Source organism: Deinococcus sp. QL22, from assembly GCF_023370075.1.
GTDB lineage: Bacteria > Deinococcota > Deinococci > Deinococcales > Deinococcaceae > Deinococcus.
The window spans coordinates 14477-28874 of the sequence record NZ_CP097157.1; the positions used below are offsets into that span (position 1 = coordinate 14477).

Sequence of the window (14398 nt, forward strand, 5' to 3'; positions counted from 1 at the left end):
AGCATGCGGGCAAATTGCTAGGTTTAGACTGTAGAGAGTTTGGGCTGGGGTGGGCAGGCTGTGGGGATGTCTGCCAGTCCCGCCCGCTTGCGTCTGGCCGCCAACGTCCGGCGACAACGCAAGGTGCTTGGGCTCTCACAGGAAGAATTGGGCGACCGCGCGGGGATTCACCGAACGTACATCGGTGAGATTGAGCGTGAGGGCGCCAATGTCACTGTGGATCACATGCAAAAGCTCGCGGACGCCCTAGAGGTGGATGTCAGCCGCTTACTGAGTGCGGATTGAGGGCAGGACACTACCCGTAAAGGCAGTGAGGGTGGGCAGTTGAAGGGACAGGCTCCTCGGTGCGGTGGGTTGACGACCGCATCAGGAATTCTTGAAGATCTGACCAGTGACGGGTCGACCAACGTTGCCACAACAGGCAGGAAGCGGCAGCTGAGACGTGTCCGACGACGCCAGTACCTCGATGCCAGACCTGACTGGACAGGCGGCAACGGCTGCAAGCAGGTGCACGGACAGCACGCGCTCCGGCCAGAACAGTTCATCGACGCTGGTGCTGACCTGTACACCCGTTTCCCTCCGCGGTGCGCTGATTTCATTGGAAGGGACAGAAAGTGATGCCACTCTGCACTGGGGTGAGTTGTTCAGGGCAAGCCCACGTCTCCGAAAGTCGTCAGGGCCGCGCTCAGCGCAACCTGTTCGGTGGTTTGCACCTGGGTTCAGGCAGCCTGCCCGTTGTCCCCCAGTGCGTTTTGACCCGGTCGTTTGGTGAGCAGCCCAGGCAGTACAGCAGTGACTGGACATGATCGCCGTGAGACCAGACATAGGCGGAAGACGGCACCCCATGACCTGGCGAACGCGAGGCAGCGTTGAGGTGAGACTGGGAAAGCTGTGCGTAAGCCCACCTGCTTCAAGCAGGGTACATAGGGTCTGCCGCTCAAGAGTTGACGAGCGGAACAGACGGTCATTAAAGTGCATCCAAGTCATTGTGCCGCCTAAAACTTTCTTTACAAGTCAATAGACTGAGGAACAGAGTGTCAAGTTGATAAGCAGTCTACTTGACTATATTGAAGCCTGCTCGGAGGATGAAATCAACAGCTAAGTATCGCTTTACAATCTTGATAAAATCAAAACAACGATTCTATAATTTTATTGATGGGTATGAGTGCCATAACCCTAAATCTCGCACTTCTTATTTATTAATTCAGGTGCAAATCCGAGTTGTGGTATCACGTCAGGTCTTGTGCTGGACGTAGCCTGGCGTGCCGTCTTGAGCTGGGAGCAACTCCACCGGTATGGATAACGTACTAAATCTACAATGATCTCAAATGATCCTTTCAAATCGCATTCGTTCATAAGTAAGCTAGATTGATACAAAGTAAGTTTCAGAGAGCGGCGGACTTATTTTTCGTGTGGTATCCTGTGGGTATAGAATTAAAGGCAATAAACCTAGATTTTAATGTGGTAAAGTGTGGGTATAGACTTGTATGGTAAGGTGTGGGTATGAAGCTGGGGACAGCAGGCTTATGGGCCATTTTAAAAAGTTAAAATAGAGATTTTTCCCTTGTAGGAGGGCATTTTTTAGCTGTAACTTGACAAAAATAAAATTATCGAGTTAAATGTTATAGCTACAGATTACCGTGTGTAGTATCTGTTCAAGCTTATTTAGAAAAACGCCCTCTAGAGCGCTTATTCAAGCTTTTAGCTTGAAAATTTTTTTTAACCTTGTTAGTATCGGGTTCTTAAAAAATTGGTACCCCTCTCCTGCTACGTGAGACGCACGTAGCAGGAGAGCTAGTCCGTCCATCTAGAGACTTGGAGGCGAATATGAGGCAGACAACATACGAAGATCTTCTGGGTTCAAAAAACTTTGTACGTGATACAGAAGCAGGTTCTATTGTTTCGTATAGGTCGACTTTTAAGAATTTATTACATGAGCGAAATGTTCCTGTGAACTCCGTAGTGAGTTCAATTAAATTACGTGAATTATTCAATTCAACTCAAGGCTCCACTCGCAGCATCGTCGTTTATTTTTATAAGCTCTTTGTACACATGTTCCTCAATACTGCCCCAACATACATTTCTTTAATTGAGGTGATCTCACAAGGCATCGCCAAAGGCAAGCTGAACTCAGCTTTGCCGGAAGAATTGCGCACTCCAGCTCTTCTCAGTAAGTTTATTGCAGAGTCAAATTATGATGATTTGGAGCTGGAAACAAGTCTTTACTTACCAATAAATTCACTTAAAACTCTTAGAGCAGCGAGCAAATCAGGAAATTCTATAATTCCTGACCACTGGTGGAAAATCCCAGACAACATAAGTCAAGTAGAGAAAAGACGCATCAGGGAGGAGGCCGAAACTCTCTACTCTAGAGAAGCAGCAAGATATAAAGACTCAGAACGACAATTAGTATTTGAAAATATCTTAAGAGACTGCATCGAACGTAAGCATTACACCGGATATTATTTTAAAATTAATGCTTATAAGAAATCTATTGGTTTCTCCACTCACGTTATGTCGCCCGAGAATCTACGGGAGTATCAAGAATTCACAGAATTTAAACTTTCGTTCATATCGTATGGCAAGATAAAAAACTGGGATGTGAACAAAAGTAGTGCGGAAAATCATAAAACTGAGCTCATCTCTTATTATAGCTATTTCAAAAATATTCACAAAATAAAAAAAGGTGAGCCTGAATGGAATCACGAGTTACATCTGGGATTATTCGCTTTAGCAGACCATGTTATAGCTGCCATCACCCTTTGGAAAGATGTAAAGGGAAATTTTGACGATGGTTCTCTTACCAAAGTTAATTTCGCAATAGCACTCCTTCATGCAGAAGATGGGTGGGTTGCTAGAAATGAGAGTTACAAATCCAGATTACCGATTCCTATACAAGAAGAAATCGACAGAATAGGTGGTTGGGTAGAATTTTGTGCAAAATCTAAGGCGCTGCTGATGAAATTTTCCAAGCACGTTGCGCGTTTAAAGAGGCCAAGTCGAGACTCTCAAGAGCATATTTCTGCTCTCCTCGATAAAGAAGCCCCGCTGAAATTCATCTTTTCTGCCCTTGATTTTTCTCTCCACGAAATAAAATCTCGATACGATCAGGGCCAGAGAGATAAAAAGTTCGTACTAGATGCTCAAAGACACGTTTTTCTATTCATGTTGTCGTGTTTTCCGCTTAGGGCTGGCAACTGGATCAATATGCGGTTTATGGCACCTTCAGGAACTACCGGCATACGCAGAAGCTCTACTGGAAATTTAAGTATACACGTCAAAGTCTCTGAACTTAAAAATTCTAATTCCAATTATAATCTTAGAAATCAAACGGAGATTGCATGTTACATAGGTGATTATGTAGAGTTCACAGAGCACATTAATTTTATGGAAGTTTTTTTCACTGAACTTCGCCCACTAATTAATTCTACTGATCTTATCTTCTGCGATAAAAATGGCAATTCATTGACTGTACAAAAAATGTCTAACCTCTGTGATCATTGGACTAAAAAATTCATATCTCACAGATCAATCTACGGCTCTTCCATTCCTGGCCTTCCGAGCTTTAGGGCTCATGCAATGCGCCATGTGGTAGCGACACACTATGTCCAACAAGGCAAAATTGGAATGGCAGCCGCCCTCCTCTGCGATACAGAATATTCTATTATTAAAAATTACGTCAGAGACACGTTTGATTCACGAATTGGGCGTGCCCTGCGTGAGACTGCCAGTCTGATTTCTAAATTCCGAATCAATTAATTCATCCATCGTTACGCCTAAACAACGGGCCAAAAAATGAAGCTCGTAGTCCATGACGCAGCGTTTGCCACGTTCTATTTTTGAAAGGGTTGCTATATTCATATAAAATCCAGTGGTTTGGGCGAGATGATTGCAGAACATCTCGCCCGTCATCTGTGGAAAAAGCTCCAACCGCCGCCGCTTCACAGCGTTGCCCGTAACGTTTTCTGTTTCCAATCCAAACCGGGCCTGGAGTGAGCGGGCGCGGCGCGTCACGTGACGTTGGTACCGGGAGCTTGGCACAAGACTGGGAACTGCATCGTTGCCGCCTCGGTTACGGCAGTTGCTGCATCCTGCCCAACCCACCCCTTCCATTGTTGAGTTGGCACGACAAGAGGGATCGATAGAGAACGTGTTGCCCAGAGGACACTCAGCATCATGTTTGACCTGATAGTGAGCGAATCTGGAGGATCCTTTGTCGTTGGCATGTGCCTAGGCTGCACATCTAGTGGCCTGACGTACAGTCAATCTAATCAATGGGAATCTAAGCCCAAATCAGGAAACGATGCATTTGGGAGATCAGCGTTCACTGCGTGCTTTGACTACCGTTTCAGCGTTCTGGACATGGGTTGGTCGAAGGCTGGATCACAACTGCTCTGGGGAAGCGCTTCCCCTCCAGCACGCTCAGTGCTTGAAACCGTAGTCTCCCAGCAACGTCAGTGGCAGAGTCGCCCTTCCCGCTGCGCCAGCACCCGCAGCGCATAGCCCACCGCCGAGAGCAGCAGCGCGGTCGTTGACCCACCGGCCAGGCCCAGGTACGCCGCAGAGTGCAACGCGTGATAGGCCGCTTGCAGCGGTTCATCCCGTTCCGCCGCCAAGCGCTCATACCATCCTTGCCCCAGCGCCAGCAAGTCAAGGTGTCGTTCCCCCGCCAGCGCCGCCACATCTGCCGCATGCCGGTCAAGTTCGGTGCTAAACGCCAATAGGGTCTCGCGGGTCGGCTGGGTATGGTGGAGAGCTGGAGCAAATTCCACCGCTGCCAGCACCTGCAACGTCGTCGCCACACAGGTCTCGAAGGCCTGCTGGTTGCGCAGCTGGAAGTCGGGGGGCGGGGACACGGCGGTCATCCTCTCCAGCATGGCGCAGCTCCAAAAAAGGATCAAGACGACATCCACAATCCATATCAACGCAAACCTCACTCAGAAGGGCGCATTTTTCTAGATGACGTCAAACAAAGTGGGTAAGACGTCGCGACCTGCCGGATCTTGCAAGTGGCCTACCGTGATGCCCAGCAACCGCACTGCTCGCCCTTGCAACAGCTCCGGCGTGAGGAGATGCGTCGCGATTCGGTACAGATACGCTTTCGAGAGACACTGGGGGTGACAATGAAATTTGCCGTGAAACGGAATCGAAGCTAGCGAACTTCACCTTGAGCACGACCGTGCGGCCCGCCAAGCCCTGGGCCTCCAGCCGATGCTGAAGCCGTGCCGCGATGATTTGCAATTGGTTGTGCATGTGTTGGATGCCTCGCAGATCTGGATTAAATTTTTTTTGATCCAGACGCTTTTTCGCGCTCCACTGGCCAACAGCGTAGGGTTTGAAGACGCGCCCAAACTCTGGCTGCAGAGGGTTCCTTGTCCCGTATTTTCTAAGAGACGAGTGGTCAGGCATGACTAGTGCAATGGAAACAGTGCTGAGCAAGCTGGGCGGTGGCATGAATACGCCGCCCAGCTTGCTCAGCTATTTGTTGAAACTGAATCCACAGAACGCGGTCAAGCCATCCAGTACGCGTTTTGACCAACCGCTTGATCCCGTGGGCAATCAGGGTGGCGCTGGGTAGCCCCTATTTGCGAGCGGTAACATCCAGATATCCTTGCTTCATCGAGGCTCAGTGGTTCGACAAGGCCAGTGAACTCGTAGAACACGCTTTGACAGCAGGCGCCTGGATTCATGGTAGATGTCCATGCGTGCCTCAATGACGATCAATGCTGAACAGTGGGCCAAGGCAGTTCGCAGGAGCAGGATCCTATAGACGCCGAACTGCTAGGTATGTTCTCCTCTTCAGTCCCCCAAATGTTCAGCGGTAAGCAGTACATCTTCACGTCCCACAAAGCCTGTCAGCTCAAACTCTAAGTAGGCACCGTTAATCCGAGCGCCGGTGTCAGTCACCCATTCTGGGCGGGGGGTGGTTGGATGCGTGGCGTCCACAATAACGGCCGTGAGTCGTAGGGGGGCAAGCCATTTAGGGTTTGCTTTGCCTATAGGAAGCCGTACCAGAAAGCGCCCGCCATCCGCTGTGAAGACATTCTCATCCATTCGCACCGCATACACCGGAAGGGCTAACCGGATCCCCGGCTCCAGCGCGACGGGTAGAGCAGGTGGGGATAGGCGCGAGATAGTGACGTTCACCCCCCGCACGTTTCCCACACGCCAGTGAGGGGGAGCCACCACCTGCACGCCGTCTACTCCCAAGAGTTGGCCACCAGGCTTGATCAGACCCTTGGAATTTGCCCGCCTGGTGGCCAACTCGTCCTTCGGGTCGAAAGGCCCTCCCTGCCCTGCTGCACTCCAGAAACAACCACAGAGCACCCCTAGGGTGCCCAATGCCACCACAATCAGCCGTATTGGTGGGAAAACCCAGACTGGTGCACCCGCCGCACTTGAGGGTTTCAGTCGCATGTGCCCATACTAGGGTCTGTAGGCCAAGGGTCGAAGATTGAAAGCGTAAGCTATCTTTTCGTGCTGTGACACGAGGAAATCACGGATGAACAGTGGAAACGTCTGGAACACTTCTTGCCCCTCTTGCTTGGTCTGGGGCGTCCGGGCGGGGAACGACCTTCCAAGGCCCCAATCGGCTTCAGGTCAGTCGGGTTGACGCCTGTGGCCTGTTCTTCAAAACCGTTCTGCTGAAGTGAAGCATTCAGGAGGCAGAACGTGCCCAGGGTGGTCTTTCCCTGACGACCCGTCAGTCCTTTGCATCAGGGCATTTCACGCGCGCCAGGACGAGGGCGACGGATGGAGCAGGAGATCCTGAAGATGATCCAGTCCCATTCGGAACACGGACACCGCTACCAGCTGAGTGTCAATGCGGCTGAAGCACGAACGACTTGAAAAGCGGAGCAAATGGTAGCGGAGCTGGAACAGGCCTTGTTCTCACCGCTAGCGTCGCCTGAACGCCAGAAATTGCAACACCTGCTGACTGCGTTGTTTGACCCCGCAGAATCGTGGCCTCCGAAGTGAGGTTGCTCAAGCAATACCGCTTTCCTCGCTCAGCCAATCCCTCACAACCATCAGGAGTTCACCTCAGATCTATCGGGAGTTCACCTCACAACCATCGGGAGTTCACCTCAGATCTATCGGGAATACACCTCACAACCATCGGGAGTTCACCTCAGATCTATCAGGAGTTATCCACAATCGGCCTCTGACTCCCTCTGCGGGATCCAATCTGAACTGACGGTTGTGAGGTGAACTGGCGACGGTTGTGAGGTGAACTGGCGACGGTTGTGAGGTGAACTGGCGACGGTTGTGAGGTGAACTGGCGACGGTTGTGAGGTATAGGAAAAAAGCTCCTCCAACCAGCACGGTGCATACCGCCTGCATACCATCTCCTTGATTGTTGTCAATCATATGTTTTGTCTTTACTGATATGATCATTCAAGGCCCATGACGATTCGAATCAATGAGCTGGACTTAACCCGAGCGGGCGTGGTGAGCGTGCAAAAGACCACCCCTTCTGGCGACACGTCTTGGCAGGTGGACTACGAGATTGGGGACGTGATGTACCGCGTGGTGGGGAGTGCCTTTTACGGCCGCCCTTATGGCAGTGACGCCGATGTGTTGTTGGCCTTGCAAAGCCTGTTTTTCCGGGCGGGGTGTCCAGAATCCAACCGCATTGAGGTGCTCCCTGCGGAACTGCTGGCGCTGAGTGCCTTGCCCGACAATGGGCAGTCTTATGTTCGGCTGCGGGAAGCGCTGCTGCGGCTCTCCGGTGTGCAGTGGAGTCTGGTGCGCAGCGAGTGGCAATCCGAGAAGCGGCGCCATCAGGGGGAAACCACCGTGACGGGGCTAATTTCCGATTTGCGGCTGCTTGATCAGGCCAGTGGGGAGCACCGCCCCTTCCATCACCGGGAACTCAATGAGCGGCTGCCGATTGAAATCACCTTCACGGCCACCTTTGCGGCGTCGATCCGGGCCGGGCTGTTTCAGATTCTGGACGCTGAGTTGCTGGCCCGGCTGGGTCAACCTACGGCTCGCAGCCTCTACCGGGTGCTTCAGGCCCACCGCGTACAGGTCAACGGCGGCCTGGCCACTGAACTGACCCTCCCGGTTCGGGACTGGTTGATGGCCTGCGGACTGGAGCACGAGCGCACGGACAATGCCAAACGAACCTTGGAGTTGGCCCATGAGCGCCTCCTGGCCGAGGATTACCTCAAGGCGTCCGTCTTCAGTGGGCGGGGACGCAGTGGGCAGGTGTCGTATGTGTTTCAGTGCGCGCCGGAGCCGGAAGTGGTGGAGGCCTTGATGAACCGGGGCGTGACCCGGCCGGTGGCGGAAGCGCTGGCGGCGGATCATCCCGACCGCGTGGCTCCGGCCCTGCGGCAGGTGGACGAACGGCTGGCGGCGGGATGGAAGCCCCGGTCGCTGGCGGCCTCGGTGGTGGACGCCGTGCGCAATCCCAGCAAGTGGGGCTTTGGTGTTGGGGAAGCTCCCAGCAAGCCCAGCAAAGCCGCTCCGAAGCGGAAGAGGACTGCGAGTGCGGAAGAGGATCTGCCTGGCCCTCAGGACGCCCGTGAGACGTTGGGGGTGCTGCTGCGGCTGCGGCTGAGCCGGGCACCCTCAGCGGCGGCGCTGGCCGCGCTGCAAGAGTTGACCGCAGAACAGGTTTCCACGGTGCGGGCTGCGCTGGAACGTCCTGCAGCAGAGGCGTTGCCACTCGTGCGGATCCTTCTAAGTGTTGAACTCTAATACGCCTTCTCGTCTAGGTGCGTATTTCCTTTACACTTAACGGTTGACGTTTTCTACCGGCATGTCAGTATACATTCGCGTATAACCTCCAATACAATGGGAGTCGAGTGAAAGCACGCTTCAGTCGGGATGGGATTCATTTTTTTGACCGCGTAACAGGATGGAACATCCTCATTGATGAGTGCATCGTTCCAGAAGAACGGTGGTCTGTCGCGCCCAGACAACTTTCCATTGCTCTGACCAATGTGTGCGACCTCTCCTGCCCCTACTGCTACGCGCCGAAGTCTCGCCACCAATTGGAACTCGTGCGCTTAAAAAATTGGTTACTTGAACTCAGCGAATTGGAGTGTTTCGGAGTTGGCTTTGGTGGCGGAGAACCGACTCTCCACCCTTCCTTTGCAGAAATCGTCAACTTCACGGCCACCCAAACTGATTTGGCCGTTACCTTCACGACGCATGGGCATCACCTTGATGCACGACTGGCACGTCAGTTAGAAGGCTCTGTTCACTTCATCCGCGTCAGTGTGGACGGTGTTGGGGAGACCTACGAGGCAATCAGGAGAAAGCCGTTTTCAGACCTTCTGAAACGGCTCGAAACAGCCCGCTCTCTAGCTCCTTTCGGCTTGAACATGGTAGTCAACGCTAGAATAGTCGGTGATTTGTCTGCAGTTGCAACCCTGGCTGAAACACTTGGAGCACGAGAATTGCTCCTTCTTCCAGAGGAATCTTCCATGGGCCGAGCTGGTATTGAGGTAGACACCCTGCTGTTGCTGAAGATGTGGATAGAGACGTATCGGGGGCCTGTTCCCCTCACTATGAGCGAGACCAAGGCGGCGTCCTTCCCTATAAGTCGTGCCCTTTCCAAAGAACAACCCCTTGAATCTTACGCACATATTAATGCTGCTGGCGAGCTGCTGCCGACGTCCTTCAGTCGTTATGGAGTCATGCTAGGAGAAGGCACTTTTCACTCAGCACTCCGCATACTTCAGGTGCAATCTCGAGAGGAACACTCATGAAAGTCTGGCAGGGGTACGGTTCAGAGCACTCCATGAATCTGGTAATGATTGGAACTTTCGCCACGGAGGCTGAGGCCGATGAAGTGGAGCGGCTCATTCAGCGGATTACCAAACAGGTCGATATTGCTGTAGCCGAAGGAATTCTAGAAGTAGGCGAGAATAACCGGGAATTCGGAGAAGGTTTACGTACACTCCTGCGTGAGTTGAATCTCTATAGCCTCAATGCACGTGAAATGGAGCAATTCAGATACGACGTTAGTACTGAAGTTAAGGGCCGCCGCCTCGTGTTGACGACCGACGAAATTGACGTCTCAGCATTCATGAAGATTCTCGTCGACAAGGGCGCAAAAGTAGAAGTGTATTCGGCGCACCATCACCATGGCACAGGTCTGGGCCGGGACACGAGTGAGACTTGACGAATGCCCGGCTTAAACTGGACGACCTTCGAGGGCCTGCCTGGTGCAGCGGATCAGAACTTCGAGATGTTGTGTCGGGCTATCATCCGACGTCACTTTGAAGGGTTTGGACGCTTCAGGGCACTAGCCAATCAACCTGGAGTTGAGTTTGACCTCAGGATAGAGAAGGAGGGTGCGCTCGGGAAGCCAGGTGACTGGTATGGCTGGCAGTGCCGGTGGTATGACCTACAGCCAGGGCGACCGCTTGGAACCACTCGGAGAAGGAAGATCGTTGAGGCCATCGAGACAACGGAACAGCACTTCTCCGGGATCACGCATTGGGTGCTATGGACGAGACATCCTCTCACTGCTGGCGACAGGACTTGGTTTGACGGCCTCACGACTCACATGAAGTTGCTGTCGTGGACGATAGCAGAGGTCGACGAGTACCTGAACGGGCAAGCAGCCATCCTGCGCGAGACGTACTTCGGCGAATTAATCTTGACCCCGGGCATACTTCACGAGCTGCATGGCCGCGCCCTAGCCCCAGTGCAGAAGCGCTGGCAGCCGGAAGTTCATCAGATAATGAACGCCGAACGGGCATTGCGCGCCGCTCTGGCGAACTCCGAGAGTTGGAGTGAAATTCATGAAGTTCTCGTTCAGCTAGCGAAGGAAATTGCTTTTTTGGAAGCCAATCGCCAAAGTGCGCCTCCCACTTATTCTGTACCGTTAGAGCAATTCATCACCGAGGCCAGTCAAGTTGCCGCGTCTACAGAAGAGGTGATGACCTTGTTGATGGAAGGTGCTCTGGATCCACTGAACGACCTGTTGGCCATACAGGTCAGTCCGTTCTGTGAAGTATCCCGCGTTCTTCCTCGCCGTCTCCGGGCCGCTCGTTCACCGCTGAGTCTGGATGTGACGGACGCTCTGGCACACGCAGATCAACTCCTGGATCACTTCGCAGCGCTGGAGCGGCAACTGAAAGTCAGGATGGTTGGGATCGTAGGGGAAGCGGGGATAGGGAAAACGGAACTAGCGATTGCCCTTAGTCTCCCACAGGGGAAACACCCGGCCGGCATCCTGCTGCATGGAAATAATCTCGCGGCTCGTGACTCACTTGATGATCTCGCCTCTAGGGTCATCATTGGAGGAAGGCGATGTCCGAACATGGAGGCCTTAGTGGCGGCCCTCGACGCTGCTGCCCTGCGCTCCGGCTGTCGCCTCCCATTGGTGATCGACGGCCTGAATGAAGCAGAAGATCCCCGTATCTGGCAGGCAGAACTCGACTCGTTGATGGAGACGCTCAGGAGTTATCCGCGTGTACTGGTCGTTTGTACAGTTCGTCCGGCGTTCGAAAAGGAAGCACTCCCAGAGCAGCTTCCGAAACTAACCCTAAAAGGGTTCCAGAACGACCTCCAGAGTGCTATGCGTTTGTACTTTGGGCATTACCGGATCGAGCCAGGGGAAGCAACATTCCACCGTGATTTGATCAATCTGCCTCTCACATTGAGATTGTACTGCGAGGTAACCAACCCCGAACGAAGGGACATGGTAAGGGCTGAGAGCATGCCGCGTACCCTCAGCGCCCTGTTCGAGCGGTACTTCAATCAGGTCGCCCATCGGGTTGCCGAACTCTCGTCCTCAACGCGTCGGCTGCATGCCGAGGACATTCACAATGCCTTCCGCACCATTGGGCGGATATTGTGGGATTCAGGTCGCCGGTCCACAGGGAAAGAGGCCCTAAGGATCCACCTTGACCCACCTCATACCAGCTGGCATTTCAGTATGGTGAGACTTCTTGAGGACAATGGCGTCTTACTCACGGGTGCAGGACATGAGCATGGAGAGCATGACGGACCGCAGATTACCTTCCTGTACGACCTGATGACGGGATACATCATTGCAGAAACGTTGATGTTGGGACAGAGCGCGAAGACTTTCGCGACCTGGTTCCGCCAGCCGGAGACGGGCGATCTCTTCTTCTCCAAGGATCGAGCGCATCCCCTTGCAAGCGATGTGTTCAAGGCCCTAATCACTCTGCTCCCACGCCGTTTTCGGGGAACCCAAGTGTGGAAACTGGTGGACGAGCCGCTTCGCAGGAAGGCGCTCCTTGGCACTATGGGGCTGGAGGCAGGCCTCCTGGATCAGGAGACGGTTCTTGCCCTAGCTGATCTGCTGAAGAGCGAACCTGGACTGCTGCGCGGGCATCTAAAGTTTTTAAGGGAGAATCGGACCCTTACCGAGCACCCGCTGAACTCCCACTTCACGCACAGGGTACTCAATGCCCTGTGTCTGCCTGAACGTGACCTGAGCTGGTCGGAGTGGATTCGGGGGGAGCAAGAAGAGACGTTGGAGTGGATTGCCGTCACTGAGCAGCGATGGCGGGAGGATGAGCCGCTCGACGAGGTGGAGGATCTGAAGGCGCAATGGATGTGTTGGTTGTTGACTTCCACGGTACAGAAACTGCGTGACCTCGCGACTCACGCCTTACACTGGTACGGTCAGAGACGTCCGGCCCCCTTTGTGGGACTCGTCAGCCGAATGGTCGAAGTTAACGACCCTTACGTAATCGAGCGCATTTTAGCTGCAGCTCTAGCAGCTGTGCTCCCATTTCGGTACGTGTCGGCCGAACACTCGGTCGTTCGGGAGCACCTGCTTACCCTGGGGCGGGTTATCTACAACCGGTTCTTCGCGCCAAGCGCCGCAGCTGCCACCACCCACGTCATGACCCTGGATTACGCCCGTCGGATCTTGGCTCTTCTGCAGGAGCGGCATCCTGGCGTCTTCGTTGAAGAGGAGTGGTGCAGGACGCAATTCCCATTACCCCAGGATCTCAAGTCTGAGTGGGGGATCAGCGAGGATCTAGACGAGGGGCGCTACAGAGAGGGGGACTCGCCGCTCGGGTTCGACTGGCACAATTATACCCTCGGCTGTCTCGTGCCTGGCAGGGCTCCCTATGATGATGACCACAGCGGTTATCAGTTGGTTAGGTCGCAGGTGTTGTGGCGCATCTACAGCCTCGGGTACACCCTTCAGGCGTTTTCCAATGTAGATCGGGAGATTTCCCGGCGGAATTACAGCCGCGAGGAAGACCGTAACAAGACTGAGCGCTACGGGAAAAAGTACGCTTGGATCGCGTTCTATGAGCTGGCGGGTAAGAGGTTCGAGGCTGGGCAGCTTGAGGAAGGTACTGTAGAGGAATTCGCCACCCTCGATCCCAGTTTCCCAGGGCCGCCGCGCCCTGTGACGTTCATGGGCCCGCCCCTGCTTGATCCGGATCAAGGCGACACCGTGACCTGGCTGCTGAACTCGGCCGCCCCAAACCTTGATCCTTGGTTAGAGCGGGACGAGATTGATGGAGAAGTGGGGCCGTGGCTGTTGTTGGATGGTGAGCTTCGAGAGGAAAATCAGAACGCCGGACGTATGATCAAAACCTTTATCCGGATGCTGCTAGCCGAACCTTCACAGGTCGACGAACTGCAGAGATTGGGTGCCGACCCACTGGCCAAACTGGACTGGTTTCCTAAGCCGCCGAGCTTGGAAGGTATCTACGCTACCGATCTCCCCCCCGGAGTTCCTGCTGAGCTTGAACTCGACTTCCATGTGAATGAGGGGAAACAGATTGTGGAAGAGGTGGTGGAGTGGTTTTTGCGTAATGGTCAGGAAATCAACTGGGCGGAAGCCAAAGAACTAATCGATGGTGGAGGGCGTGCAGCCGCCAAGCGGAAGACGAAACAAGGCCAGAAAAGAGCATGGGAGCGGGCCATTCTGAAGGAGATGGAGCAACGCGATCTCACCTTTGGTCCCGTCATCCGCCTTCAGAACAAGGAGGTGATCAGGCGCTGCCGAGTGGAAGTTCTGAGCCCGGTCCTGAGCGGAAGATGGCCGGAGGGCAGGAGTACAGCGAGTCCGGCATGGCGCGCCACCGTACCTGCACGGCTGCTGACCGCCTTCCATGTCTGGCAGTTGAGACCAAAGAGCTTTGACTTCGAGGACGTCAACGGTCGCCTTCAGGCGATGTACCTGGAATCGCAGCAGGGAAGTTTTTGGACCAACTCGCAAAATTTTACTTACGCCCGGGCAGACGCAGTGATGGAGTTGGTAAGAGCGAAGAACCTGAGCGTTATCTGGTTCATCTACGGAGAGCGCTCGCGAAGCACAGATGCCTTCCAAGGTAACTGGCGTACAAATGATAAAGAGAAAGTTTATTATAAGGCGTACAGAGAAGTCATAGTTCCTAGCCCTGGGCCTTGAGGATAATTGACACGTTGCTTTGGGATA

At 53.6% G+C, this 14398-nt stretch carries 10 protein-coding genes; 7 read left to right on the forward strand and 3 right to left on the reverse strand.

Translation table 11 applies throughout. The annotated features are described in order from the left end of the window. Positions 1–66 precede the first annotated feature (66 nt). On the forward strand, positions 67–285 hold the full coding sequence (locus tag M1R55_RS30230) for a helix-turn-helix domain-containing protein (protein WP_249396783.1): 219 nt from the start codon (positions 67–69) through the stop codon (positions 283–285). 1542 nt (positions 286–1827) lie between these two features. Then, positions 1828–3759, forward strand: a complete 1932-nt coding sequence (locus M1R55_RS30235; RefSeq protein ID WP_249396784.1) for a hypothetical protein — start codon at positions 1828–1830, stop codon at positions 3757–3759. Here M1R55_RS30235 and M1R55_RS30240 read toward each other — a convergent pair. From M1R55_RS30240 to M1R55_RS32560, 3 genes are all read right to left on the reverse strand, one after another. Then, positions 3697–4014 carry a helix-turn-helix domain-containing protein gene (locus M1R55_RS30240; protein ID WP_249396785.1) on the reverse strand — a complete coding sequence of 106 codons (318 nt, stop codon included), beginning with the start codon at positions 4012–4014 and terminating at the stop codon, positions 3697–3699. The two genes, M1R55_RS30235 and M1R55_RS30240, sit on opposite strands and share 63 nt — an antisense overlap. A 440-nt stretch (positions 4015–4454) precedes the next feature. Beyond that, positions 4455–4865 carry a hypothetical protein gene (locus M1R55_RS30245; RefSeq protein ID WP_249396786.1) on the reverse strand — a complete coding sequence of 137 codons (411 nt, stop codon included), beginning with the start codon at positions 4863–4865 and terminating at the stop codon, positions 4455–4457. Between the two features lie 100 nt (positions 4866–4965). Next, complete coding sequence (locus M1R55_RS32560; protein WP_371827348.1) at positions 4966–5454, reverse strand: hypothetical protein; 489 nt, start codon at positions 5452–5454, stop codon at positions 4966–4968. On the opposite strand from M1R55_RS32560, the gene M1R55_RS30250 reads away from it, so the two are divergent. The 5 genes from M1R55_RS30250 (at position 5408) to M1R55_RS30270 (ending at position 14371) form a co-directional block, all read left to right on the forward strand. Further along, positions 5408–5578 (forward strand): hypothetical protein, encoded by a 171-nt coding sequence (locus M1R55_RS30250; RefSeq protein WP_249396787.1) that lies wholly within the window; start codon positions 5408–5410, stop codon positions 5576–5578. The genes M1R55_RS32560 and M1R55_RS30250 overlap by 47 nt on opposite strands. A 1826-nt stretch (positions 5579–7404) precedes the next feature. Next, on the forward strand, positions 7405–8706 hold the full coding sequence (locus M1R55_RS30255) for a replication initiator protein A (RefSeq protein WP_249396788.1): 1302 nt from the start codon (positions 7405–7407) through the stop codon (positions 8704–8706). 107 nt (positions 8707–8813) lie between these two features. Next, the gene (locus M1R55_RS30260) at positions 8814–9722 is read left to right on the forward strand and encodes a radical SAM protein (protein ID WP_249396789.1); all 909 of its coding nucleotides are present in this window, start codon (positions 8814–8816) and stop codon (positions 9720–9722) included. Further along, complete coding sequence (locus tag M1R55_RS30265) at positions 9719–10138, forward strand: DUF6375 family protein (protein ID WP_249396790.1); 420 nt, start codon at positions 9719–9721, stop codon at positions 10136–10138. The genes M1R55_RS30260 and M1R55_RS30265 overlap by 4 nt, the downstream gene beginning before the upstream one ends. Before the next feature lie 387 nt (positions 10139–10525). Beyond that, entirely contained in the window at positions 10526–14371 is a 3846-nt protein-coding gene (locus M1R55_RS30270; RefSeq protein WP_249396791.1) for a hypothetical protein, read from the forward strand. Positions 14372–14398: the final 27 nt, after the last annotated feature.

Excerpts from the sequence above, each read along its gene's own strand:
- M1R55_RS30235 (WP_249396784.1), top strand. The coding sequence starts at position 1,828 with ATGAGGCAGACAACATACGAAGATCTTCTGGGTTCAAAAAACTTTGTA.
- M1R55_RS30265 (WP_249396790.1), top strand. The coding sequence starts at position 9,719 with ATGAAAGTCTGGCAGGGGTACGGTTCAGAGCACTCCATGAATCTGGTA.
- M1R55_RS30250 (WP_249396787.1), top strand. The coding sequence starts at position 5,408 with ATGACTAGTGCAATGGAAACAGTGCTGAGCAAGCTGGGCGGTGGCATG.
- M1R55_RS30230 (WP_249396783.1), top strand. The coding sequence starts at position 67 with ATGTCTGCCAGTCCCGCCCGCTTGCGTCTGGCCGCCAACGTCCGGCGA.
- M1R55_RS30245 (WP_249396786.1), bottom strand. The coding sequence starts at position 4,865 with ATGACCGCCGTGTCCCCGCCCCCCGACTTCCAGCTGCGCAACCAGCAG.
- M1R55_RS32560 (WP_371827348.1), bottom strand. The coding sequence starts at position 5,454 with ATGCCACCGCCCAGCTTGCTCAGCACTGTTTCCATTGCACTAGTCATG.
- M1R55_RS30270 (WP_249396791.1), top strand. The coding sequence starts at position 10,526 with ATGAAGTTGCTGTCGTGGACGATAGCAGAGGTCGACGAGTACCTGAAC.
- M1R55_RS30255 (WP_249396788.1), top strand. The coding sequence starts at position 7,405 with ATGACGATTCGAATCAATGAGCTGGACTTAACCCGAGCGGGCGTGGTG.